The sequence below is a fragment of the Agromyces cavernae genome (assembly GCF_021044935.1).
GTDB classification, from domain to species: domain Bacteria; phylum Actinomycetota; class Actinomycetes; order Actinomycetales; family Microbacteriaceae; genus Agromyces; species Agromyces cavernae.
Genome location: NZ_JAJNMP010000002.1, coordinates 313,673 through 334,995 on the forward strand (window position 1 = coordinate 313,673; position 21,323 = coordinate 334,995).

At 67.7% G+C, this 21,323-nt stretch carries 23 protein-coding genes; 11 read left to right on the forward strand and 12 right to left on the reverse strand.

Annotated elements, in window-relative coordinates; translation table 11 throughout:
- Positions 1 to 64: 64 nt before the first annotated feature.
- Positions 65 to 238: a hypothetical protein gene (locus LQ757_RS07530; protein ID WP_231046608.1), complete on the forward strand. Its 174-nt coding sequence runs from the start codon at positions 65 to 67 to the stop codon at positions 236 to 238.
- 78 nt (positions 239 to 316) lie between these two features.
- The gene (locus tag LQ757_RS07535; RefSeq protein WP_231046609.1) at positions 317 to 649 is read left to right on the forward strand and encodes a hypothetical protein; all 333 of its coding nucleotides are present in this window, start codon (positions 317 to 319) and stop codon (positions 647 to 649) included.
- A 103-nt stretch (positions 650 to 752) separates the two neighbouring features.
- On the opposite strand, the gene LQ757_RS07540 is transcribed toward LQ757_RS07535, so the two are convergent.
- The 3 genes from LQ757_RS07540 to LQ757_RS07550 form a co-directional block, all read right to left on the reverse strand.
- Complete coding sequence (locus LQ757_RS07540; RefSeq protein ID WP_231046610.1) at positions 753 to 1,826, reverse strand: epoxide hydrolase family protein; 1,074 nt, start codon at positions 1,824 to 1,826, stop codon at positions 753 to 755.
- A gap of 84 nt (positions 1,827 to 1,910) precedes the next feature.
- Positions 1,911 to 3,302 (reverse strand): serine hydrolase domain-containing protein, encoded by a 1,392-nt coding sequence (locus LQ757_RS07545; protein WP_231046611.1) that lies wholly within the window; start codon positions 3,300 to 3,302, stop codon positions 1,911 to 1,913.
- A 9-nt stretch (positions 3,303 to 3,311) separates the two neighbouring features.
- Positions 3,312 to 3,560, reverse strand: coding sequence for a hypothetical protein (locus LQ757_RS07550; protein WP_231046612.1), 249 nt, complete (start codon positions 3,558 to 3,560; stop codon positions 3,312 to 3,314).
- 168 nt (positions 3,561 to 3,728) lie between these two features.
- Here LQ757_RS07550 and LQ757_RS07555 point away from each other — a divergent pair, with 168 nt between their 5' ends.
- Positions 3,729 to 4,646, forward strand: coding sequence for a GbsR/MarR family transcriptional regulator (locus LQ757_RS07555; protein ID WP_231046613.1), 918 nt, complete (start codon positions 3,729 to 3,731; stop codon positions 4,644 to 4,646).
- Between the two features lie 272 nt (positions 4,647 to 4,918).
- Here the strand turns inward: LQ757_RS07555 and LQ757_RS07560 are convergent, their stop codons facing one another.
- Together LQ757_RS07560 and LQ757_RS07565 are read right to left on the reverse strand one after the other, a co-directional pair.
- Entirely contained in the window at positions 4,919 to 5,704 is a 786-nt protein-coding gene (locus LQ757_RS07560; RefSeq protein WP_231046614.1) for a maleylpyruvate isomerase N-terminal domain-containing protein, read from the reverse strand.
- A 213-nt stretch (positions 5,705 to 5,917) separates the two neighbouring features.
- A complete protein-coding gene (locus LQ757_RS07565) occupies positions 5,918 to 6,520 on the reverse strand; it encodes a helix-turn-helix domain-containing protein (RefSeq protein ID WP_231046615.1) in 603 nt (200 codons plus the stop codon).
- Between the two features lie 113 nt (positions 6,521 to 6,633).
- On the opposite strand from LQ757_RS07565, the gene speB reads away from it, so the two are divergent.
- Complete coding sequence (speB, locus tag LQ757_RS07570) at positions 6,634 to 7,602, forward strand: agmatinase (RefSeq protein ID WP_231046616.1); 969 nt, start codon at positions 6,634 to 6,636, stop codon at positions 7,600 to 7,602.
- Between the two features lie 89 nt (positions 7,603 to 7,691).
- Here the strand turns inward: speB and LQ757_RS07575 are convergent, their stop codons facing one another.
- Entirely contained in the window at positions 7,692 to 8,030 is a 339-nt protein-coding gene (locus tag LQ757_RS07575) for a YdeI/OmpD-associated family protein (RefSeq protein WP_231046617.1), read from the reverse strand.
- Positions 8,031 to 8,209: 179 nt separating this feature from the next.
- Entirely contained in the window at positions 8,210 to 10,603 is a 2,394-nt protein-coding gene (locus LQ757_RS07580) for an ATP-binding cassette domain-containing protein (protein ID WP_231046618.1), read from the reverse strand.
- Positions 10,604 to 10,795: 192 nt separating this feature from the next.
- Between LQ757_RS07580 and LQ757_RS07585 the strand changes: the two genes are divergently transcribed.
- The 3 genes from LQ757_RS07585 to LQ757_RS07595 all read left to right on the forward strand — a co-directional run bounded on the left by LQ757_RS07585 (position 10,796) and on the right by LQ757_RS07595 (position 12,561).
- On the forward strand, positions 10,796 to 11,200 hold the full coding sequence (locus LQ757_RS07585; protein WP_231046619.1) for an ArsR/SmtB family transcription factor: 405 nt from the start codon (positions 10,796 to 10,798) through the stop codon (positions 11,198 to 11,200).
- Position 11,201: 1 nt separating this feature from the next.
- On the forward strand, positions 11,202 to 11,867 hold the full coding sequence (locus LQ757_RS07590) for an SRPBCC family protein (protein ID WP_231046620.1): 666 nt from the start codon (positions 11,202 to 11,204) through the stop codon (positions 11,865 to 11,867).
- A gap of 85 nt (positions 11,868 to 11,952) precedes the next feature.
- Entirely contained in the window at positions 11,953 to 12,561 is a 609-nt protein-coding gene (locus LQ757_RS07595) for an HdeD family acid-resistance protein (protein ID WP_231046621.1), read from the forward strand.
- An 80-nt stretch (positions 12,562 to 12,641) separates the two neighbouring features.
- Here LQ757_RS07595 and LQ757_RS07600 read toward each other — a convergent pair whose 3' ends face one another.
- The gene (locus tag LQ757_RS07600; RefSeq protein ID WP_231046622.1) at positions 12,642 to 13,415 is read right to left on the reverse strand and encodes an SDR family oxidoreductase; all 774 of its coding nucleotides are present in this window, start codon (positions 13,413 to 13,415) and stop codon (positions 12,642 to 12,644) included.
- Between the two features lie 140 nt (positions 13,416 to 13,555).
- Between LQ757_RS07600 and LQ757_RS07605 the strand changes: the two genes are divergently transcribed.
- The 4 genes from LQ757_RS07605 (at position 13,556) to LQ757_RS07620 (ending at position 16,197) form a co-directional block, all read left to right on the forward strand.
- A complete protein-coding gene (locus LQ757_RS07605; protein ID WP_231047319.1) occupies positions 13,556 to 14,023 on the forward strand; it encodes an NfeD family protein in 468 nt (155 codons plus the stop codon).
- A complete protein-coding gene (locus LQ757_RS07610; RefSeq protein WP_231046623.1) occupies positions 14,023 to 14,979 on the forward strand; it encodes an SPFH domain-containing protein in 957 nt (318 codons plus the stop codon). The genes LQ757_RS07605 and LQ757_RS07610 overlap by 1 nt, the downstream gene beginning before the upstream one ends.
- A 9-nt stretch (positions 14,980 to 14,988) precedes the next feature.
- Positions 14,989 to 15,744 (forward strand): glycerophosphodiester phosphodiesterase family protein, encoded by a 756-nt coding sequence (locus LQ757_RS07615; protein WP_231046624.1) that lies wholly within the window; start codon positions 14,989 to 14,991, stop codon positions 15,742 to 15,744.
- An 87-nt stretch (positions 15,745 to 15,831) separates the two neighbouring features.
- The gene (locus tag LQ757_RS07620) at positions 15,832 to 16,197 is read left to right on the forward strand and encodes an RNA polymerase-binding protein RbpA (protein ID WP_231046625.1); all 366 of its coding nucleotides are present in this window, start codon (positions 15,832 to 15,834) and stop codon (positions 16,195 to 16,197) included.
- 2 nt (positions 16,198 to 16,199) lie between these two features.
- Here LQ757_RS07620 and lnt read toward each other — a convergent pair whose 3' ends face one another.
- The 4 genes from lnt to tatA form a co-directional block, all read right to left on the reverse strand.
- Positions 16,200 to 17,795: an apolipoprotein N-acyltransferase gene (gene lnt / locus LQ757_RS07625; RefSeq protein ID WP_231046626.1), complete on the reverse strand. Its 1,596-nt coding sequence runs from the start codon at positions 17,793 to 17,795 to the stop codon at positions 16,200 to 16,202.
- A 61-nt stretch (positions 17,796 to 17,856) separates the two neighbouring features.
- A complete protein-coding gene (locus LQ757_RS07630; protein WP_231046627.1) occupies positions 17,857 to 20,286 on the reverse strand; it encodes a DEAD/DEAH box helicase in 2,430 nt (809 codons plus the stop codon).
- 12 nt (positions 20,287 to 20,298) lie between these two features.
- Positions 20,299 to 21,093 (reverse strand): twin-arginine translocase subunit TatC, encoded by a 795-nt coding sequence (tatC, locus tag LQ757_RS07635; protein ID WP_372459639.1) that lies wholly within the window; start codon positions 21,091 to 21,093, stop codon positions 20,299 to 20,301.
- A gap of 5 nt (positions 21,094 to 21,098) precedes the next feature.
- Positions 21,099 to 21,317 carry a twin-arginine translocase TatA/TatE family subunit gene (gene tatA, locus LQ757_RS07640; RefSeq protein WP_231046628.1) on the reverse strand — a complete coding sequence of 73 codons (219 nt, stop codon included), beginning with the start codon at positions 21,315 to 21,317 and terminating at the stop codon, positions 21,099 to 21,101.
- Between the last annotated feature and the right edge of the window lie 6 nt (positions 21,318 to 21,323).

A 21,323-nucleotide genomic window follows, 5' to 3' on the forward strand; every position in this document is an offset into this window, starting at 1 on the left:
AATATGCCGCAGTGCTGGGGCCTGAAGAGTCGCATCCCGACCGGATCGCAAGTATGGTGCGGTCATGTCGAAGCTCACGGAGAAGGTGAAGTCCGTATTCCGCAGGCGCCGGCCGATGACGCCAGAAGATGCCGCTGAGGTCGCCGACTGGGTGAACGAGGGTGGCGCACCCGACCCCGAGGGGCCACCCCGGGTGATCGACCCGAAGGATGACCCGAAGCGCGGCACGGAGCCCTGATCGATGCGATCGCCTCGACGGTGAGATCAGGGACTGCCCTCTGGCCTCGGCCGCAGATTCAGGCGTACCATCGGCTCCATGGCACGCGATGCGGCGAGCCGCCCCACAGGAAACGCGTTCACGCACTTCTTCGAAAAGGTCGACGAGGCGCTGGAGCCGATCTTCGGCGCCCCTCCGATCACGGTCGAAGATGAACCGTTGCGTGGTCCGACCGGCGAGGAGGCGTGCCCGGTCTGCGGTCACGCCATGTTCGAACATTCGTTCGATCGATCGACGTCGAACACGGTACTGATCTGTCCGACCGACGAGCGACTGCCTGAGCACGAGGTCGCCGGTCCATACGGAGAACTCGGGATGCCGGCGTCCGGCCGACGACTCGAGAAGTACGAAGAACGCCACGGGGCGGAATGAGCGAAGGATCCTCGGGCCGACCGCGAGGCGCGTCGGCGGGGGAGCGGTGTGCCGGCGCAGGTCACGGGCGCGTGCAACGTGCCGAGGACACGACGATTCGCGATCAGCCGACGGCACGCATGAACGCACTGAGCTCGTCGGCTATGAGCTGCGGTTCCTCGAACGCGAGGAAGTGACCGCCGCGGCCGGGTGCCGAGTACTGACGGATGTCGCTGGCGGCGCGCTCGGCGATGGAGCGCGGGAAGAGCTCGAACGGCGGCTCGTGGCTCTGGGTGACGGCAACCGGAACCGTGATCCGCGGGCGCGGAGTGTTGTGCGGGTAGTCGAGGTACTGGCGGAACGACGAGCCGATGCACCCGGTGGTCCAGTAGAGCATGAGGATCGTGCAGAGACTGTCGCGGTCGAAGCGCGATTCGAGATCACCATCGCAGTCGCTCCAGGCACGGAGCTTGTCGATGATCCATGCGGCGAGTCCGGCGGGGGAGTCCTCCAGTGCGGCTGCGATCGTGTCGGGCCGAGTGCTCATGATCCAGCTGTAGCCCGAGTCCGACTCGTCGCGGTCGTCGTCGGCGTCGAGGAAGGCCTGCTCCTCGGCGGTGATCGGAGACGCGTCGAAATCGGCGGGGAAGGGACCGTGGATCACGTGGAGTCCGGCGACCTCCTGCGGGTACATGGTGGCGAGCCATCCGGATGCCGCGCCGCCGATGTCGCCGCCGAACGCGAAGTAGCGTTCGTAGCCGAGGGTTTCGGTCATGAGCGTGTGGAAGGACTCGGCGATGGCCGCACGGGTGAGCGGGCCATCGGGGAGCGCAGAGTAGAGGAATCCGGGGAGGGATGGCACGACCACGTCGACTTCGAGCAGGTCGGTGAGCGGGAGCATCTCGACGAAGCTGCTCGGCCAGCCGTGGGCGAGCAACACCGGAGGTCGGCTCGAGTCGCGGCGCACGTGCAGGAAGTGCTGCCCACGGTCGATGAAGTGCGGGTAGGCGTTGAGGCGTGCTTCGGCGGCACGCCAATCGAACTCGTTCGCCCAGTAGTCCACGAGCGACCGCAGGTACGCCGGGTCGGCGCCGGCCTCCCAGCCGGATGCGGTCGGTGCGGTGAATCGCGTTCGTGCGAGCCGTGCCCGCAGGTCATCGAGCACATCGGGCGCTACGGAGATCGTGAAGGGTTCCATCGCTCGACGTTATCGGCACGGCGAAGCTGGGGGCACCGGGATGCTGTTGCCTGAATCGCTGAGGTAGGGGAGTGGTGCGCCCACCTAGTCTCGGATTCGGTCGCCCTCCGACGTGCGGCGGTGCACGCGGCTGTTCGTGTGGAGGTATTGCGCGGCGCCATCCCGGAAGTCGTAGATCGCGACGGTCTGAACATCCTCGAGGGGGCCGACCGGCGGCATCAGGAAGTGCGTCTCGCTGATGGGCAGGAGTTCGTACGTGATGTGGTCGGGAAGCCCCATGAACTCCGCCTGCATCGGATCGAGGGCGACCGTAAGGTGCAGCCTCGCACCCTCGGCGGTCACCTCGAACGCCGTTCCCGGACGCTCGTACACACCGACGTATCGTGACGGGTCGAGGGCGAGCCCGCGGTCTTGCTCCGGGAGCGGCGGAATGGTCACCGTGCCGAGTTCGGCGAGGATCGCGTTGAACACGTCCTTGTAGATTGCCTCACGCTGGCCGCCGTTCGTCAGGAGAACGAGCGCGAGGTCATCGTCAGGGAGGATTCGCATGCGGGCGTTCTGCCCGATGGTGCTGCCATCGTGCGCGTAGACGGTCGTGCCGAACCAATCGCACACCACCAGGCCCAGCGCCCAATGCGGTCCGAACATGTATGGGTCGGGGACCGGCACGCGGGAGGTCATCATCTCCCGTACCGCCGCATCGGAGACGATGCGAACACCGTTGAGCGCCACGCCGCCGCTCAGGAGAACGTTGGCGAGCGCGAGGACCTCGCCGACGGTGGCGGTCACGTTGCCGCCGGGACCGTACGAGCGCGGCAGGTACTCGATCGGAGTCGGGATCGGCCCTTCCTCCTCAGAGCGGATCAGGTGGCCGCTGGCTGTTCGGGTCGCGTCGACATCACCGTGCCAGCTGTTCGTGGCGGTGAGCCCCATCGGGCCGAAGAGGCGCTCCCGCATGATGGCGTCCCAAGGCTTGCCGTCGAGGACCTCCATGATCCGGGCGAGGATCGCGTAACCGAGGGCAGCACTGTACCCGTGAGTGTGACCGACCGGGCTGACCTGCGGCGCGTCGGCGATCTGGGCGACCATTCGCTCATAGACGTCGGCGCCTTCGCCAGGGTCCCCGTACGCTTCCTCGATGCCGTTCGTATGGTTGAGCAGGTGCCGTGGGGTGACCCGCGCGCTCGCGTCGGGATCGGCGACCCTGAACCTGGGTAGATAGGTGCGCACGGGCTCGTCGAGATGCACCATGCCTTCGTCGACGAGCTGCATGAACGCGAGAGCGGTCCACGTCTTCGTGAGCGACCCGCACTGGAAGACCGTGTCGGCAGCCACAGGCTCCGCGGTGCGGACGTCCTTGATCCCGTACACCAGCTCGGTGACCTCGCCGCGGTGGAGGATGCCGACGGCCGCGCCCGGCGTCGAGTACTCAGTGAATATCGCTGCGAGCCGCTCTTCCATGCGGTCCAGGTCCATCGCACGGCCTCACTTGGCCAAACCGACCGCGTTGGCGGCGTCGGCTTCGAAATACTCGGTGGTCGCCGCGGGACCGGCGTACTCCTCGAAGAACGCTCGTGCGGCGTCGAGCGAGTCGTGCACGAGCACATTCACTGCTTTCGTGCCGTCGCTGCTGGCGACCGCCAACACCCACTTCGCGCCCTTCGGAAGCCTCCCGTACGCCTTCTTCAGAGCGCCCCAGAACAGGTCTTCGTCGGTGATGGTCGAGATCGCCATGATGTGCATCGTTCGTCCTCCAATTGTTGCTGATACTTGAAACGCTACGTTGCGTTTGCACGGCGAGCAACGAAATGCGCCTACGATACATGTATCGTTGCGTGTGAGTGCAGCTGAATGCAACGTGGCGTTGCATTCCTGTCGGTGAACGAAATGTGGGGAGGCGCGATGGTCGGGGGCAGGCTCACCTTGGGGGAGCGGCGATCGATCGAGGCCGGCATGGCCGAGGGGCTCGGGTACGCCGAGATCGGCAGGCGGCTCGGCCGTCCGACCTCGACCATCAGCCGCGAAGTCGCTCGCAACGGCCACCGCCGGTACTCGGCCGACCAGGCGCACGATTCCGCCGCGCATCGTGTGCGCAATCGCACCACATCTCCGCACGCGGACGAGTCGGCCGACGAGACACGTGACTTCATCGAGGAGTTCGCCGGAATGTTGGCAGCGACGGGTATGCCGCGAATGGCCTCGCGCGTATTCACCAGCCTGCTGATATCGGACGCGGGAAGCCTCACCGCAGCCGACCTCGTGCGCGGACTGCGAGTGAGCCCGGCAGCGGTGTCGAGAGCCATCGGTTACCTCGAGGGCATGGACCTGTTGAGCAGGCAGGCTGATCACGGTCGCCGAGAACGCTACTTCATCGGCGACGACGTGTGGCTCACCGCGTTGCACACCGACTCGACGGCGCATGCCCGCGTTGCGGACGCGGCGACGCGCGGCATCGCGATGTTCGGACCGGAGTCTCGGCCCGGTATCCGACTCGCGGCCATGGGCCGGTTCTTCGGCGGACTCACCGAACAGATCCGCGGCACCGACCTCGCCGATCCGGCCGTCGGCGACACGAAGTCGGTTCTCGCCGCGCTCGTTCACGCCCGACGCTCGCCGACCGCCGACCAACTCGCGGCCGCGCTCGGCTGGTCTACGAACCGCACCCTCGCGGCACTTGAGACGATCGAGGGACGACCGGTGCTCGCCGACCCCTTCGTCGTTCGAGGCGTGGGGGAGCGGTACACCGTGCAACCCCGCCCCGACCGGCTTTCCGCGGACCAGAGGGCTGCCTTGAGCGGAATGGATCGGCTACCCGACTAGGCAACGCCCGTCAGCTGGCCGGATCGTACTGGAACGCGCGCACCTCCTTCGCGACTTCGTCATCGCGTCGACTCCTCTTCGCGCTTCAGGGATCGGATCATCCTCGCGGACGTGGGTGCGGCACGCAAGGGAGCGTGCGGGGCCGCCGGCGGCGTGCGCCGACACGAGCACGTCGCCGCTTGATGGTGAAGTCCATTGATCGATTTCCACAAAGCTCGCTCGGGCTTGAAGCGGAGCCTCCGGGTGCACGAGAGATCGCATGTCGTCGGTTGTCACACGGACGGGTCCCAGGCTGCGAGCTGATCGAAGATACGACGGTCGCCTTCGAACTTCAGCGAATCCAGCGGTATGCGGCCGTAGAAGAACAGGACCAGGTCACTGGCCGTGCCCCGGGCGGAGGCGTCGGTCGTGTCGGAGTCCTCGCCGGCAGCGGGCGTGAGGCGGGCGACCTGTGCGCCGTCGTGGGACAGCCGCAGGCGCCAGGAGTGGCCCTCGCTGGCGTGGTAGTCGACGATGGCGGGGTCGTGTGGCCAGGCGACCGTCGTCGCGCAGAGGGTGAACTGGCAGTCGTCGAAACCGTCGAGGGCGATCTTCTCCGGTATCGGCTGCGGGGCACCCCCGGTGAGCTGGACGTCGTAGGTGTGCACCGCGATCTCGTGGAGCTGGCGCCGCGCCCAGGCCCCGGAGGTCTGCGGTGACGGCGAATCCTCCCACCATGTCCAGCAGCCGCGATCCGGGCCCGCCTCGCGGAGCACACTTGTCAAGTGTTCGACGGACTCGACCCACCAGGCCAAGAGAGCCTCGCGCTCCCGAGGCGCACCCGTGCCGCCTCCCCATGCGGAGTCCTCCGGCGGAGCGTCGGCGGGCCCGGCGGTGACGATGGCGGCTGCCTTGCGGCGACCCATGCCCACGTGTTGCACGTGATCGAACAGCGTCCGCTCGGGATGGGTCGGCATCTGCATGTCGAGGCTGGGTGCCGCGGCGACCGCAGCGCGGAAGGCGGCCGACCGTTCGTCGATCAGCCGCAGCTGATCAGGGAACGTGAGAATCATGTGCATCCCGGCTTTCTATCACAGTGCTCCGATGACCGGACAGCGACTTTCGCAGCCGACGCGGCGGCCGCCCCGGCACTGATATGTGCCCTCTGGATCGGGCGTCAGCCGCGGGCTCGAGCGCGCCAGATCCTGCATTTCTTGCAGATCGGTGAATCACGTTCGGACATAATGTGCATTATCGGCTACCTGTGACATGTGACAGTTCCGGGTCTGGCTTCAGCTGTCGGATGCGACGCGCGGCCAGGTCCCAACTCCTGGTTCGAAGACACTGAGGGAGAACTTGGCTGCTTCAGAAGTGCGGTTGATGTATGCGTGCGGAACTGCTCCATCGAACGTGAGCGCATCGCCGACCGTGAGTGTGAGTGTTTCATCGCCGAGTTCAACGAGCACCGTGCCGTGCTGGACTTGCAGCACTTCCGCTGTACCTGTGACGTGGGCGGCGGTTTCGTATCGATCGCCTGGCCCGAGGGTCCAGTCCCAGAGCTCGAGCACGTCAGGCGGCGCGGTGCCTCCGACGAGAATGCCCTCGCCGCCGGCAGTGCCGCGCCAGAGCACTGCGCCTGCGCCGTTGCGGGTGAGCTTGTACGTGTGGGGCTGCGGGGGCTCGACCAAGGCGGGAAGGCCGATGCCGAGGGCGTCACTGATCCGCAGAAGCGTTCCGACGCTAGGGTTGACTGCGCCTTGCTCCGCGCTCACGACCATTCGCCGGCTCACGCCGGCGGCCTCCGCGAGCTGGTCCTGCGTCCAGTTGCGTCTACTTCGTTCCAAACGGACGCGCGTTCCGATCGCGGCGGCCAAGGCCGAGGTGGCAGCATCCATATGTGCAGGATACTGCACAATGATGTGATGCAGCGCGCGCACATTCGTGGCACGATGCGTCAGAAACACTCGGCATGACCGAGGGCCGCTAACACGAAGGCGAGGTATCGGCCATGACGAACGAACGGACGATCATCGGGCAGCGCGAGGAGGCCGACCTTCCCCGATACGCGGGGATCGCGACATTCGCGCTCCTCCCGAGGATCGAGGAAGTCGAGCATGCCGACCTCGCGATAGTCGGCATCCCGTTCGACTCGGGCACGAGCTTCCGACCGGGCGCGCGTTTCGGCCCGACGCACATCCGTGAGCACTCGCGCCAGCTTCATCCGTACCACCAAATTCACGAGACCTTCCCCTTCCGGGACCAGCAGGTCGTCGACGCCGGCGATTTCGGTGTGGGCCCGTACGGTATCGAGCAGGCCATCGAGACGATTCAGGCGAAGGCTGAGCGGCTCGTCGTCCAGGGTACGAAGATCCTCGCCCTCGGCGGTGATCACACGATCGCACTCCCCTTGCTGCGCGCCGCGGCGCGCGAGCATGGGCCGCTTGCCGTGCTGCACTTCGACGCCCACCTCGACACCTGGGATGTGCTCCATGGCGCGAGCATCTGGCACGGCTCCCCGTTCCGCCGGGCGGCCGAGGAAGGGCTGCTCGACCTCGAGCACTGCCAGCACGTCGGCATCCGAGGCGGGATCTATGACCCGAGCGAGCTCGACGACGACCGCGAGGTCGGCTTCGAAATCATCCGAAGCGAAGCATTCCAGGATCGATCGATGCAGAGCATCGCGGATCAGATCCGCGAGCGACTCGGCTCCGGCCCTGTGTACGTTTCGATCGACATTGACGTGCTCGACCCCTCGCAGGCGCCCGGCACAGGCACGCCCGAGGTGGCAGGTATCAGCACGCGCGAGTTCTTCGCCGTGCTTCGGCAGCTGCGTGGACTCAACATCGTCGGGGGCGATGTGGTCGAAGTCGCGCCGGCCTACGACCATGCAGGTGTGACCGGGCTTGCCGCAGCGCACACCGCGTTGGAGCTCCTCACGCTCATGGGCTTGGCGGATCAGAGCGCAGAAGTCAACTGACCTTGACAGCGCTTCGCCACTCCCCCTCAGCTGAGCCCTGAACCCAGGGCCATCGAATACGACCCTCTACCGACAGTTCGATGAGTCGGTCAAGGACGCGTTTTGTGTCCTTGCTTCAGCAGGCGAACCACTTCGGCGATTCGACTCGGGCGCTGTTCCGGATGACGCTTCGTCGAGTCGATCCACCGTAGCCAGGCTTTTCGGTAGAACTGTGCGAGGGAGTCGAAGAACGCGGCCGCATCGGGAGCGGCATCGAATGCCTCGGCGATATCGGGTGCGAGGTCGGCTCGCTGGGGTCCCTCGGGCTCGAGTACGACCTCCACCTCGGCTCCGTCACGCAACGCGACACCGGTCCACGCCGGTCCCAGCGCGATGACCGGCCCGTCCTCCAGCTTCTCGACGACGCCGCGCATCGGCCTGCCGGCCACGGATCCCCTCACCGGATGGCGAGGCTTGGCACCCCACGATTCATCCGGGTCGAACGGAATCGGCACCCGCGTGCGGCCCCGCCGATCCACGGCGACCGTGGTCTGGAATCTCCGCTGCGCGCTCACCTGACAACCCTGTCACTGTCCGCAACCGCCGGTCGACGGCGACTCCAGCAGCCTCAGGCGCCGACGTACTCGGCGAGGTGTTCGCCGGTGAGCGTGGATCGTACTGCGACGAGTTCAGCGGGCGTGCCCTCGAAGACGACCTGCCCGCCGTCGTGTCCCGCACCGGGGCCGAGGTCGATGATCCAGTCGGCGTGCGCCATGACCGCCTGGTGGTGCTCGATGACGATGACCGACTTGCCCGAGTCGACGAGACGGTCGAGCAGGCCGAGCAGCTGCTCGACGTCGGCGAGGTGAAGTCCGGTCGTGGGTTCGTCGAGCACGTAGACACCGCCTTCCTCCCCCAGGTGCGTCGCCAGCTTGAGTCGCTGGCGTTCACCGCCGGAGAGCGTCGTCAGCGGCTGGCCGAGGCTGACGTACCCCAACCCGACATCGGCCAGCCGGGAGAGGATCTTGTGCGCAGCCGGGATCTTCGACTCCCCCGAGGCGAAGAACTCCTCGGCTTCGGTGACCGGCATGGCCAGGACCTCGGCGATGTTGCGGCCGCCGAGACGGTACTCGAGCACCGACGCCTGGAACCGCTTGCCCTCGCACTCCTCGCACGGTGTGGCGACCGTGTCCATGAACCCCAGCTCGGTGTAGATCATGCCTGCGCCGTTGCACGTCGGGCACGCACCCTCGGAGTTGGCACTGAACAGTGCCGGCTTCACGCCGTTGGCTTTCGCGAACGCCTTGCGGATCGGCTCGAGCAGCCCGGTGTACGTCGCCGGGTTGCTGCGTCGCGAGCCCCGGATCGCGCCCTGGTCGATCGACACGACGCCCGCGCCGGCGGGAATCGAGCCGTGCACGAGCGAGCTCTTGCCCGAGCCGGCCACACCGGTGATGACGACGAGCGCGCCGAGCGGGATGTCGACGTCGATATCGCGCAGGTTGTTCGCGGTCGCTCCGCGGATCTCCAGCGCGCCGGCGGGAGTGCGCACCTCCTGCTTGAGCGATGCCCGATCGTCGAGGTGCCGGCCGGTGAGCGTGCCGCTGGCGCGGAGCCCCTCGACGGTGCCCTCGAAGCAGACGGTGCCGCCGGCCGTGCCGGCACCCGGGCCGAGGTCGACGACGTGGTCGGCGATCGCGATGCTCTCGGGCTTGTGTTCGACGACGAGCACGGTGTTGCCCTTGTCGCGCAGTCGGATCAGCAGGTCGTTCATGCGCCGGATGTCGTGGGGGTGCAGCCCGATGGTCGGCTCGTCGAAGACGTAGGTGACATCGGTGAGCGATGAGCCGAGATGGCGGATCATCTTGGTGCGCTGGGCCTCGCCGCCCGACAGCGTGCCCGAGGGCCGGTCGAGCGAGAGGTAGCCCAGTCCGATCTCGACGAACGAGTCGAGCGTCTGCTGCAGGGTGATGAGCAGCGGGGCCACCGATGGCTCATCGAGCCCCCGCACCCATTCGGCCAGGTCGCTGATCTGCATCGCGCACGCGTCGGCGATGTTTACTCCGCCGATCCGCGACGATCGCGCGGGCTCGGCGAGCCGGGTGCCGTCGCAGTCGGGGCAGGCGGTGAACACGACCGCCCGGTCGACGAACGCACGGATGTGCGGCTGCATCGCCTCCCGGTCCTTCGAGAGGAAGGACTTCTGGATCTTCGGGATCAGGCCCTCGTAGGACATGTTGATGCCCTGGAGCTTGACCTTCGTCTGCTCCTTGTAGAGGAAGTCGTGCAACTCGGTCTCGGAGTAGTCGCGGATCGGCTTGTCCGGCTCGAGGAATCCCGACTCGCTGAAGATCCGCACCATCCAACCGTCGGCGGAATACCCCGGCACGGTGATCGCACCCTCAGCGAGCGACTTCGTCTCGTCGTAGAGCTGGGTCAAGTCGAAGTCCGACACCGTGCCCATGCCCTCGCATCGCGGGCACATGCCGCCGAGCACCGTGAACGTGCGCTCGACCTTCTCGCTCTCGCTCGCACCACGCTCGACGGTGATGGCGCCGCTCCCCCGCACCGATGGCACGTTGAAGGAGAACGCGTTCGGCGAGCCGATGTGCGGTTGCCCGAGACGGCTGAAGACGATGCGCAGCATCGCGTGGGTGTCGGTCGCGGTGCCGAGGGTGGAGCGCGAATTGGCGCCCATGCGTTCCTGGTCGACGATGATCGCGGTGGTCAGCCCCTCGAGCAGGTCGACCTCGGGTCGCGCGAGCGACGGCATGAACCCCTGAACGAAGGTGCTGTACGTCTCGTTGATCATGCGCTGCGATTCCGCGGCGATCGTGCCGAACACGAGCGAGCTCTTTCCCGAGCCCGAGACGCCCGTGAAGACGGTGAGCCGGCGCTTCGGGATCTCGAGGTCGATTCCCTTGAGGTTGTTCTCGCGCGCGCCTTGGACGCGGATCAGCTCGTGACTGTCGGCGACATGCGACGCCGCGGGCTTCGCCTCTGATGTCGTGACCGTGCTCATCGTCTCTCCATCTGTCGGCGCTGCAGCCATCGCAGACTCCCCCGACGTCGTTCCCATCGATCTGACCGTCATCGATCTAACCAGTTTCCAGTGTCCTGTCGCAGAACCCGCCCGCCCTCCCCCGGCGTCGCTGGGCGACATCCGCAGTAATTCACTCTTGACTTATATAAGCCTCAATGCAATTATGAAGCCATGCACGCGCTCGACATCCTCGGCGATCCCGTGCGGCGACGCATCCTCGAACTGCTCGCCGACGGCGAATCGTCGGCGGGCGAACTCGGCCGCGTGATCCAGGCCGAGTTCGGCATCTCGCAGCCCGCCGTGTCCCAGCACCTGCGCGTGCTGCGCGAGGCGGGCTTCGCCACGGTGCATCCTGAGGGAACGCGGCGCGTCTACGCGCTCGATCCGGGGCCGCTGGCGGCGGCCGACGAGTGGTTCGATGCGTTCCGCCGATTCTGGATGCCGCGGCTCGACGCCCTCGGAACCGAGCTCGCCCGGGGTCGCCGGCGGCGCCGGCTCGAAGCCGAAGCCGAAGCCGACGCCGAAGACCACGATCCCGACAAAGAAGAGCACGATCCCGATAATGAGGAGAACTGACATGGTTGACATCGCCACGCAACTCGACGCCGTCGAGCGCGCGGTCCGCACCGATGACGTCGACGGAACGCCCGCACATGTGCAGACGCTCGCGCAGACCTACCCGTCGCCGATCGACGACGTGTGGGACGCACTGACGTCCTCCGAGCGCATCGCCCGCTGGTTCCTGCCGATCAGCGGCGACCTGCGGCTCGGCGGCCGGTACCAGCTCGAGGGCAACGCCGGCGGCACGGTGCAGTCGTGCGAACCGCCGCACGAAGGCCGCGCGCACTTCGGCATCACCTGGGAGTTCGGCGGCGGCGGCGAGACCTGGGTGACGGTGCACCTCGAGTCCGCCGGCGCCGACCGCACGCGCATCGAGCTCGAGCACGTCGCGCCCGCCTCGGTCGTGCCCGACGAGATCTGGCAGCAGTTCGGGCCTGCCGGCACGGGCATCGGCTGGGACCAGGGGCTGCTCGGCCTGTCGCTGCATCTCACCGATCCCGACGCACGCCCCGAAGATCCGATGGCATGGAGTCTCAGCGACGAGGGGCGCGCGTTCATGCGCGGCTCGGCCGACGCGTGGGCCGAGGCGCAGGCGGCCGACGGGGTCGATCTCGAGACCGCTCGCGCCGCGGCGGCCGCGACGTTCGCCATGTATACCGGCGAAGCGCCCGCACCGATGTAGCGACGCGCGGGTTGCATGCGTTCCTCAGCTGACGTTCGGTCGTAGCCTGACCCCGCACGGTCTCGCCGTCAGAAAGGACACCGTCATGTCTTCGCCGCAGCCCACCGGGCTCTTCGCCTCGTTCTCCATCGACGCCGCAGAACTCTCGAAGTCGTCGATCAACACGATCCGCACGACGCTCGGCGTCAGCGGTGCCGTCGCCCTCATCATCGGCATCCTGATCACCTTCTGGCCCGAGCGTTCGGCCGCAGTGCTCACCGCGATCCTCGCGATCTACCTGATCATCGCCGGCATCGCCTACCTCGGCATGGGCATCTTCTCGAAGGGCATCTCGGGAGGTGCGAGGGCGCTCGACATCATCCTCGGCATCCTCTTCATCATCGGCGCGATCATCGCCTTCATGAACCTCGCGCAGACGACCGCGGTGCTCGCCGTGTTCATCGCCGTGCTGATCGGCGTGCTGTGGATCGTCGAGGGCGTCGTCGCGTTCGCGCACCTCGGCGACGCGCCGTCGAAGGGCTGGGCGATCTTCTTCGCGCTGCTCAGCATCGTCGCCGGCATCGTGCTGTTGTTCTCGCCGCTGTGGGGCGCAGTCGTGCTGTTCACGATCGCGGGCATCGCGCTCATCGTGCTCGGCATCGTGCAGATCGTGCGCGCGTTCACGTTCGGCCGCGGGGTCACGCCCGCAGCCTGATCACCGAGACGACGAGACGAGGCCGGTCGGAGCGCTGCTCCGGCCGGCCTCGTTTCGTGCGTCCGCGATGTACCGCGAGCTCAGGAGGCGGATTCGGGCGCGAAACCCGACACGTCCCCGACGTAGCGCGTGTGGTCGGCCGGAACGGGATCGACCGCCGCGGAGGCGACCTCGGCGGCGAACTCGGCGACGTTGTAGAGGCGGCCGGCGTCCTGCTTGCGGGCGTCGATCGCACCGGGGTTGGCGCGCTCGAGGAGCGTGGCGGTGATGGTTCCCTCGATCATGTCGCCAGAGACGACCACGAGTTCGATTCCGGATGCCTCGAGCTCGGGCACCTTCGCGCGCAGGGCGTCTTCGCCGGCGCGCTTCGAGAGGGCCACCGGCTCGTATTCGGGCATCGTGGGCGTGGTGCGGATGAAGTGCGCCTGGTGACTCGTGACGAACACGATGCGCGCCCCCTCGGCGAGGTGCGGCAGCGCGCCCTCGACGACATTGACCTGTGCGTCGCGGTTGAGACGCATCGCGTAGTCCTCGCCCATGGCGGTCTCCATGCCGCCCGAGGCATTCAAGACGAGCACGTCGACCATTCCGAGTTCGGTCTCGGCTCGCTCGAACATCGCGGCGACGGATGCCGCGTCGGTCAGGTCTGCGCCGACGGCGATCGCCGTGCCCCCCGCGGCGACGATCTCAGCGACGACCTTGTCGGCGCGAGGCGCCTTGCTGCGATAGTTCACCACGACGGAGGCTCCGGCCGCGGCCAGGTAGCGAGCCGTGTCGGCTCCGATGCCGCGCGACGAGCCGGTCACGACGGCGACGCGGCCGGCGAGCGAACCGGGGGCGAGTGGGTTGGTCACGTGGGACTCCTCGAAGCTGTTGACGGACCGATCGGCCGACGGGCGGAACGGCGCGAACCGAGACTATCAACTCCCCCATGCCGCACCCGGCACTGATAGTTTCGGAGCAGCGACCGCGTACGAAGGAGACTCATTTGGATGTGCTGACCCAGTACGCGTGGATCGTGTGGCTCGTGCTGATCCTCGCGTTCGCGACGATCGAGGTGTTCACGCTCGAGATGACCTTCCTCATGCTCGCGCTCGGCAGTGTCGCCGGGCTGCTCTCGGGCCTGTTCGGCATCCCGTGGTGGGCCCAGTTCATCATCGCCGCGGTCGTCTCGGTCGCGCTCATCCTGGCGCTTCGCCCACCGTTGCTGCGCATGCTGCGCCGCGGCGGCGACCCCGCGCGCAGCAACATCGATGCGCTCATCGGCGCCGACGGCACGGTCGTGCGCACCGTGAACGCGGCCGGCGGCCAGGTCCGCCTGCAGAACGGCGACGTCTGGACGGCCCGGCTCTCCCCCATCACCGATCAGGCCGATGTCGCCGTGGGCGAGCGCGTGCTCGTCACCGGCATCGACGGTGCGACGGCGGTCGTCGTGCCGGTAGAGAGGAACACTCCCCAGTAATGGACATCACCGGCATCATCACGACGATCGTCGTCATCGCGATCGTCATCTTCGTCATCGTCGTCATCGCGCGTTCCGTGCGCATCATCCCGCAGGCGTACGCCGGCGTCGTCGAGCGGCTCGGGCGGTATCACAAGACGCTCACGCCCGGCCTGAACATCCTCGTGCCCTTCATCGACCGGCTGCGCCCGCTCGTCGACATGCGCGAGCAGGTCGTCTCGTTCCCGCCGCAGCCGGTGATCACCGAAGACAACCTCGTGGTCTCCATCGACACGGTCGTGTACTTCCAGGTCACCGACGCCCGGGCTGCCACCTACGAGATCGCGAACTACCTCGGTGCGGTCGAGCAGCTCACCACGACGACGCTGCGCAACGTCGTCGGCGGGCTCAACCTCGAAGAGGCGCTCACCTCGCGCGACAACATCAACGGCCAGTTGCGCATCGTGCTCGACGAGGCGACCGGCAAGTGGGGCATCCGCGTCTCACGTGTCGAGCTCAAGGCGATCGACCCGCCCCACTCCATCCAGGACTCGATGGAGAAGCAGATGCGCGCCGAGCGTGACCGCCGCGCGCTCATCCTCACGGCCGAGGGCACGAAGCAGTCGCAGATCCTCACGGCCGAGGGCGCGCGTCAGGCCGCGATCCTCCAGGCCGAGGGTGACGCGAAGGCTGCGGTCCTGCGCGCGCAGGGTGAGGCCGAGGCGATCCTCACGGTCTTCGACGCCATCCACAAGGGAGACGCAGACCCCAAGCTCCTCGGTTATCAATACCTCCAGATGCTGCCGCAGCTCGCGCAGGGGGATGCCAACAAGCTGTGGGTCATTCCGAGCGAGCTGACCGAGGCGCTGAAGGGCATCGGCAGGGCGTTCGCCCCGCAGCAGCCCGGTGCGGCGCCATCGGCTCCGCCCGCGGCCGCCCCCCGCGTCGCCCCCGAGAACCCGACGCCGCAGGGCTGACCTCGCGACGTGGCATCCGCGTACTTCGAACCGCGCGCGCCGCGCGTACTCGCGCATCGCGGACTCGCCCTCGACGCTCCCGAGAACACGCTCCTGGCGTTCGCGCGGGCGGTCGCGGTCGGAGCGCGATACCTCGAGACCGACGTGCACGCGAGCCACGACGGCGTCGCGGTCGTCTCGCACGATCCATCGCTCGACCGGGTCGCCGGTCGTGACGTCGCGGTCGGCCAGCTCACGATGGCCGAACTACGGCGGATCGACCTCGGACATGCGCAGGGATTCGCCTCGCTCGAGGAGGCGCTCGACGCATTCCCCGAGTCGCGCTTCAACATCGACCTCAAGGAGGACGCGGCCGTCGGGCCGACGGTCGATGCGATCACCCGCACGCGCGCGGCGAGCCGGGTGCTCCTGACGAGCTTCTCCGACCGCCGGCGACGCCGTGCTGCGGCGCAGCTGCCCGACGTCGTCACCTCGGTCGGCGGCGCGGGAGTGCTGCGGTTCCGGCTCGCCGCGTGGCTCGGGTCGAGGTCGGCGGCGATCCGGGCGCTTCGCGGAGCACGCGCGCTGCAGGTGCCCGAGCGTGCCGGCCTCGTGCGGCTGGTCTCCCCGCGATTCATCGAGACCGCGCATCGAGTCGGCGTCGAGGTGCACGTGTGGACCGTGAACGAGCCGGCCGACATGACCAGGCTGCTCGACCTCGGCGTCGACGGCCTCGTGACCGACCGGGTCGACCTCGCGCTGCCGCTCATCTCCGCTCGAAGCTGAGAATTCCCCGGTAAACATCAGGCTGCGGAAAGGGAACGCCCAGCTTGATCGTTGACACTGAGAGACGATCAAGAAGAGGAGTACGCCATGGCGGACCGGAGCCTTCGGGGCATGCGAATCGGCGCGCAGAGCCTGCAGAGCGAAGACGGCGTGGTGTTCGCCGACCGTGCGGACTACACGTACCGATGTGAGACGTGCGGCCGCGAGACGGTGATGACCTTCTCGACCGAGGCCGAACTCCCCGAGACCTGGGAGTGCCGTCACTGCGGCGCTTCCGCCGTGCTGCTCGTCGACTCCAAGCCCGTCGACATCGATCGGTCCGGCGAGAAGATCGCACGCACCCACTGGGACATGCTGCTCGAGCGTCGCACCCGTGCCGAGCTCGAAGAACTGCTCGAAGAGCGCCTCACCTACCTGCGCGCCCGTCGCGGCCAGCAGAAGATCGGCGCCTAGCCTCAGCGCTGCGACGGCGCCGAACCCTCATCGCGCCCCGAGCCCTCGGCGACATCGTCGCCGACGTCACGTCGTGCCTTCTGGCGCGCGATGACTCCCGCCGCGACGAGCGCCACGAGCGACCCGACGACGACGACGAGCGGCACGGTCCCTCCGAGCACGACCGACGGCGTCAGCCCGGTGCGCAGCTCGAGGTCGGTCACCATCGCGCCGGGCTCATCGACCGGCAGCGAGTCGATCGTGCGACCCGCCGCGTCGATCACCTGACTCGCGCCGACCGTCGAGATGTTCACCACTGAGCGACCAGTCTCGATCGCCCGCAGCCGCGCGATCGCGAGCTGCTGCTGGTTCTCGTCTGTGCCGCGGAAGTCGGCGTTGTTCGTCTGGAACATGTAGAGCTCGGCACCGTCGCGCGCGCCCTCCCAGACGAGCTCGTCGTAGATCACGTCGAAGCAGATCGCGAGCCCCGTGATCGCAGGTCCGAGATCGAAGACCGGCGGGTTCGTGCCGGGCGAATACCCGCGCTGAATCAGGCCCGTGAGCTCGGGCACGATCGATTCGTAGAACCACCGGTCGGGGATGTACTCGCCGAACGGCACCGGGTTGCGCTTGTCGTACGTGTCGACGGCGCCCTCGCCGTCGAGCCACAGCATCGACGTGTTGAAGAACTCGTCTTCGCCGTCGGTCGTGACCGTGTTCAGCACGACGGGCGCGTCGAGCTGTCGGCTGAGCGAGTCGAAGGTCCGTGCGACTTCAGGGCTTCGCGTGGGGTCGAGGTCGGAGCCGCCCTCGGGCCAGAGCAGCACGTCGATGCCGGGCTCGTCGAGGATCGGCTGGGTCGCGGCCAGCTGCGCTGCGAGCACATCGCCCGGTTCCCGCACGTCGAAATAGCCCGATGGCCCGTTGCCCTGCACGCTCGCCACGCGAAGCTCACCCGTCGACGTCGTCGACCAGGCCGGGACGACCGCGGCGACGAGGGCGAGCGACACAACCGGGATCACGGTGCGCACGTCGCGCCAACCGCTCACTCGAACCCACTCGATGACGCCCGCGACGATCGCGACCATGATGAACCCGAGCCCGGTCGACCCGACCCACGACACGACCTCGGCGAACGGACTCTCGGACTGGCTGAGCGCGGCCCTGCCCCACGGGAATCCGCCGTACGGGATCGACCCAGTGGCGGCCTCGCGCACGATCCAGAGGCCGGCGACGAGCAGCGGCAGCCCGAGGAGGCGGATCCACCGCGACGACGTGGCCCGAGGTACCCACCGGTAGGCGAGGGCGATCAGCACGGCGCCACCGGCGACGAACGCCGACTCGAGAATCGAGAGTGCAAGCCACGGGATGGGCCCGAGGTACAGCGCGGTCCATGAAACCTGCTGCAGGTAGAACGCGAGGCCGAAGGCGAACCCCACGAGCGCCGCCGCCCATGCGCTGCGGCCGATCAGGCTGAGCAGTGCGAGTGCGATGCCGGCGAATGCGAGCGGCCAGATGCTCGCGCCGGGAAAGCCGAGGTCGTAGAGGAGCCCGCCGACGATCGCGACCACGACCGCGGCCCACAGCGGCATCAGCGGACGCGGATCGTTCTCGGGCACCAGATCAGCCTAAGCGACCGCGCCGCCAGTCGCCGCGCGCGGGGGCTCAGCCGATGCCGCGTCAGGCGACCGTGCCGTAGGCGACGACGCCGCGGCGCACGTCGTCGATCGCCGCCCGTGCGGTGGCACCCAGCTCGGCGTCGGCCACGATCGAGATCTGGTCGAGCAGGTCGACCACCTGCTTGGTGAGACGCACGAAGTCACCTGCCGCGAGGTCGGTGTCGTCAAGCACCGAGCCGAGGCCGGCGCCTCGCGCCCACGCGTGCATCGCCGACGAGAGCGCCGGCGACGGCTGATCGCTGCCCGGCAGCCGGTGGTCGCGTTCGAGGTCGTCGAGCACGCTCCACGTGTCGAGCGTGCGATCGAACGCCTCGCGGAACCCGCCACGCGGCAGCCGGTAGTCGATTCCCCGATCGTCCCGGCGCGGTTCGTAGACGAGCGCGGCAGCCATCGCCGCGATGCCGGCGGTGTCGAGCCCGTTCCAGAGCCCGCGCCTCAGGCACTCGGCCACGAGCAGGTCGCGCTCACCGTAGATGCGCTTCAGGATGCGCCCGGCCGACGTCGACACGAGTGAGCCCTTCGCGTCGCGCTCGAGGTAGCCGAGGGTCTCGAGCACCTCGCCGACCCGGTCGAACCGCTTCGCGACCTGCCCGGTGCGGGTGTGGATCTGGCGTGAGAGCTGGTCGTGCTCCTGCTTCAGGCGCCACCAGCGCTCGGCCCACCGTGCGTGCTGCTCGCGTTCGGCACAGCCGTGGCACGGATGCGCTCGCATCGCCTTGCGAGCTCCCGCGAGCTCGCGCTGCATGCGCTCTCGTTGCGCGTGCGTCGCGTTGCCCTTGGACGACTGGCGCTCGATGGCCGAGATGCTGCGTCGCAGGGCCGCGTACTCCGCGAAGTCGCCCAGGTGGCACGTCATCGCCTGCTCGTACCCGGCCATCGACTCCTCCTGCTTGCGCAGGGTCCGCGCGAGGTCGACCACCGCACGGTCCGCCTGGAACTGCGCGAACGACAGTTCGAGGATCTGACGGGTGCGGTCGCGCCCGAACTGATCGATGAGGTTGACGGCCATGTTGTACGTCGGACGGAAACTCGAATTCAGCGGGTAGCTGCGTCGCGAGGCGAGCGCGGCGACCGATTCGGGGTCGAGACCGTCGACCCACTGGATCACCGAGTGCCCCTCGACGTCGATTCCCCGGCGGCCTGCGCGACCGGTGAGCTGGGTGTACTCCCCCGGCGTGATCGGCACGCGAGCCTCGCCGTTGAACTTCTCGAGCTTCTCGAGCACGACCGAGCGGGCAGGCATGTTCACCCCGAGCGCGAGCGTCTCGGTCGCGAACACGACCTTGAGCAGCTTCAGCTGGAAGAGCTCTTCGACGATCTCCTTGAAGGCCGGCAGCATGCCTGCGTGGTGCGCGGCGACCCCGCGCTCGAGCCCTTCGCGCCACTCCCAGTAGCCGAGCACCGCGAGATCCTCGTCACGGAGCATCCGTGCGCGCTCGTCGACGATGGCGCGGATCTCGGTGCGTTCGTTCGATTCGGTGAGCCGGATACCGGAACGCAGCACTTGGCGCACGGCTTGGTCGCACCCCGCACGGGAGAAGATGAACACGATCGCCGGCAGCAGGTTCTTGCCCTGCAGGAGTGCGACCACCTCGGGGCGATCGAGCCGCCCCTGCGCCTGCCCGCCCTGGTGGAATCGGCCTCGGTCGCCACCGCGCCGACCTCTGCTCGATCGGCTCGAGATCGAGCGCCCGCCGACGCGGGCGAGCTGCTTGAGCTCGGGGTTCACCCGGTTGGTCGCCGCTTGGCCCGATGAGTCGAACAGGTCGAGCAGCTTCGCCTTGACCAGCACATGCTGCTCGAGCGGCACGGGCCGCTCTTCGGAGACGATCACGTCGGTGTCGCCGCGCACCGCCTGCAGCCAGTCCCCGAACTCCTCGGCATTCGAGACGGTCGCGCTGAGCGAGACGAGCCGCACCTGCTCGGGGAGGTGGATGATCACCTCCTCCCACACCGCACCGCGGAACCGGTCGGCGAGGTAGTGCACCTCGTCCATGACCACGTACGCGAGCCGGTCGAGCAACGGTGAGTCGGCGTAGAGCATGTTGCGCAGCACCTCGGTCGTCATCACGACGATGCGGGCACCCGAGTTGATGTTCGTGTCGCCCGTGAGCAGGCCGACCGACTCAGCACCCCAGACGTCGGCGAACTCCTGGTACTTCTGATTGGAGAGCGCCTTGATCGGGGTCGTGTAGAACACCTTGGCGCCCGGCTCCTGCATGGCGAGGAACACGGCGAACTCGGCGACGACCGTCTTGCCCGCACCCGTCGGCGCCGCGACGAGCACGCTGCGGCCCTCATCGAGGGACGCGCACGATGCCGACTGGAACGCGTCGAGGTCGAACTTCAGCCCGGCGGCGAATTCGGCGAGCCGAGGCTGCCTGCGCTGCTGTCGGGAACGGGCATAGCGCTCGGCCGGGGAGAGGCTCATCACCCCTTCAGCCTAGACAGGGGCGCCGAACTCCTCGCGATTGCGCCGTTCGACGCGTTTGTCGTGCAGGCTTGCGATGAACCAGGCGGCGAAGTACAGCGCGATCATGGGGATCGCGAGCATGAACATCGAGATGACGTCGGCCGAGGGGGTCGCGATCGCCGTGAACAGGACGATCACGAGGATCGCGATCCGCCACGACTTGATGATCGCCGCCGCACTGATGACGCCGGCGAAGTTCAGCAGCACGATGAACACCGGCACGACGAACGCGATGCCGATGGCGACCACGAGCTTCAGCACGAAGTCGATGTACTCCTTCGCCGTGAGCAGCGTCTCACCGCCTTCGGGCACGAAGCTCGTCATGAGCTTCACGATGTTCGGCAGCACGAACCAGCCGGCCGCACACCCCGCGAAGAAGAGCGGGATGGCCGACGCGAAGAACGCGAAGGTGAACTTGCGCTCGCGAGAGCTCAGTCCCGGCACGAGGAACGCGAAGATCTGGTACAGCCACACGGGCGCCGAGATCACGATTCCGATCGTGAACGAGATCTGGAGCATCAGGTCGAACGAACTCGTGATCGTCTGGAAGATGATCGCCGTGTCGTCGCCCCGCGCCTCGGCGACGCGCTGCACCGGGTCTTGGAGCGCGTCCCACACGAAGAGGTCGGTGAGCACCCAGCCCGCGACCATGCCCAGAACGATCGCGATCGCAGAGATGAAGAGCCGCTTGCGCAACTCGATCAGATGTGCGCCGAGCGACATCCGCTTCTCGCGGTTCTTTCCGCGATCCTTCACCGCGGTCATCGGAGTCAGGCGGTCTTGCTGGAGCCGGGCTCTTCGGGCTTCGCCGCGGCGTCTGTCGACGCGGCGTCGCCGTCGGCCTTGTCGTCGGGCCGAACCTCGCTCTTCAGGATCTTCATCGACTGCCCGAGGCTACGGGCGAGCGCCGGGAGCTTGGGTGCGCCGAAGAGCAGCAGGATGACCACGAGAATGATCAGCGCGTGCCAACCGGTGAAGCCTTGCCACATAGGAAT

Coding starts and splice junctions, on each gene's coding strand:
- LQ757_RS07550 (WP_231046612.1), bottom strand. CDS start 3,560: ATGGCGATCTCGACCATCACCGACGAAGACCTGTTCTGGGGCGCTCTG.
- LQ757_RS07530 (WP_231046608.1), top strand. CDS start 65: ATGTCGAAGCTCACGGAGAAGGTGAAGTCCGTATTCCGCAGGCGCCGG.
- LQ757_RS07620 (WP_231046625.1), top strand. CDS start 15,832: ATGGCGGACCGGAGCCTTCGGGGCATGCGAATCGGCGCGCAGAGCCTG.
- LQ757_RS07565 (WP_231046615.1), bottom strand. CDS start 6,520: ATGGATGCTGCCACCTCGGCCTTGGCCGCCGCGATCGGAACGCGCGTC.
- speB (WP_231046616.1), top strand. CDS start 6,634: ATGACGAACGAACGGACGATCATCGGGCAGCGCGAGGAGGCCGACCTT.
- tatA (WP_231046628.1), bottom strand. CDS start 21,317: ATGTGGCAAGGCTTCACCGGTTGGCACGCGCTGATCATTCTCGTGGTC.
- LQ757_RS07560 (WP_231046614.1), bottom strand. CDS start 5,704: ATGCACATGATTCTCACGTTCCCTGATCAGCTGCGGCTGATCGACGAA.
- tatC (WP_372459639.1), bottom strand. CDS start 21,093: ATGACCGCGGTGAAGGATCGCGGAAAGAACCGCGAGAAGCGGATGTCG.
- LQ757_RS07630 (WP_231046627.1), bottom strand. CDS start 20,286: ATGAGCCTCTCCCCGGCCGAGCGCTATGCCCGTTCCCGACAGCAGCGC.
- LQ757_RS07540 (WP_231046610.1), bottom strand. CDS start 1,826: ATGGAACCCTTCACGATCTCCGTAGCGCCCGATGTGCTCGATGACCTG.
- LQ757_RS07580 (WP_231046618.1), bottom strand. CDS start 10,603: ATGAGCACGGTCACGACATCAGAGGCGAAGCCCGCGGCGTCGCATGTC.
- LQ757_RS07595 (WP_231046621.1), top strand. CDS start 11,953: ATGTCTTCGCCGCAGCCCACCGGGCTCTTCGCCTCGTTCTCCATCGAC.
- LQ757_RS07585 (WP_231046619.1), top strand. CDS start 10,796: ATGCACGCGCTCGACATCCTCGGCGATCCCGTGCGGCGACGCATCCTC.
- LQ757_RS07555 (WP_231046613.1), top strand. CDS start 3,729: ATGGTCGGGGGCAGGCTCACCTTGGGGGAGCGGCGATCGATCGAGGCC.
- LQ757_RS07610 (WP_231046623.1), top strand. CDS start 14,023: ATGGACATCACCGGCATCATCACGACGATCGTCGTCATCGCGATCGTC.
- LQ757_RS07535 (WP_231046609.1), top strand. CDS start 317: ATGGCACGCGATGCGGCGAGCCGCCCCACAGGAAACGCGTTCACGCAC.
- LQ757_RS07590 (WP_231046620.1), top strand. CDS start 11,202: ATGGTTGACATCGCCACGCAACTCGACGCCGTCGAGCGCGCGGTCCGC.
- LQ757_RS07545 (WP_231046611.1), bottom strand. CDS start 3,302: ATGGACCTGGACCGCATGGAAGAGCGGCTCGCAGCGATATTCACTGAG.